Here is a 305-nt window from a genome sequence, read left to right on the forward strand (position 1 = left end):
ACGAGGGACGCCGCAAGGCGGCCCCCTGTCGCCGTTGCTGGCCAATGTATTGCTGGACGAGGTGGACAAGGAGCTAGAGCGACGAGGCCATTGCTTCGTCAGGTACGCGGACGATGCGAATGTTTACGTACACAGCCTCAAGGCCGGTCAGCGGGTAATGGCAGTGCTCCGTCGCCTTTATGATCGACTTAGGCTGCAAGTGAACGAGAGCAAGAGCGCGATTGCCAGTGCGTTTGGCCGCAAGTTTCTGGGCTATGGCTTTTGGCTGTCAGCTCAAGGCGAGGTCAAACGCTGGGTGGCAAGCA

The 305-nt window shown here is 59.0% G+C and carries 1 protein-coding gene; it reads left to right on the forward strand.

Translation table 11 applies throughout. From position 1 onward, the window contains the following. The coding region (locus E3W21_RS31685) for a reverse transcriptase domain-containing protein (RefSeq protein ID WP_256661526.1) at positions 1-305 on the forward strand (305 nt) is incomplete at both ends.

Origin of the sequence: Pseudomonas sp. F01002, assembly GCF_004402115.1 — a bacterium.
In the GTDB taxonomy this organism is placed as follows: domain Bacteria; phylum Pseudomonadota; class Gammaproteobacteria; order Pseudomonadales; family Pseudomonadaceae; genus Aquipseudomonas; species Aquipseudomonas frigoris.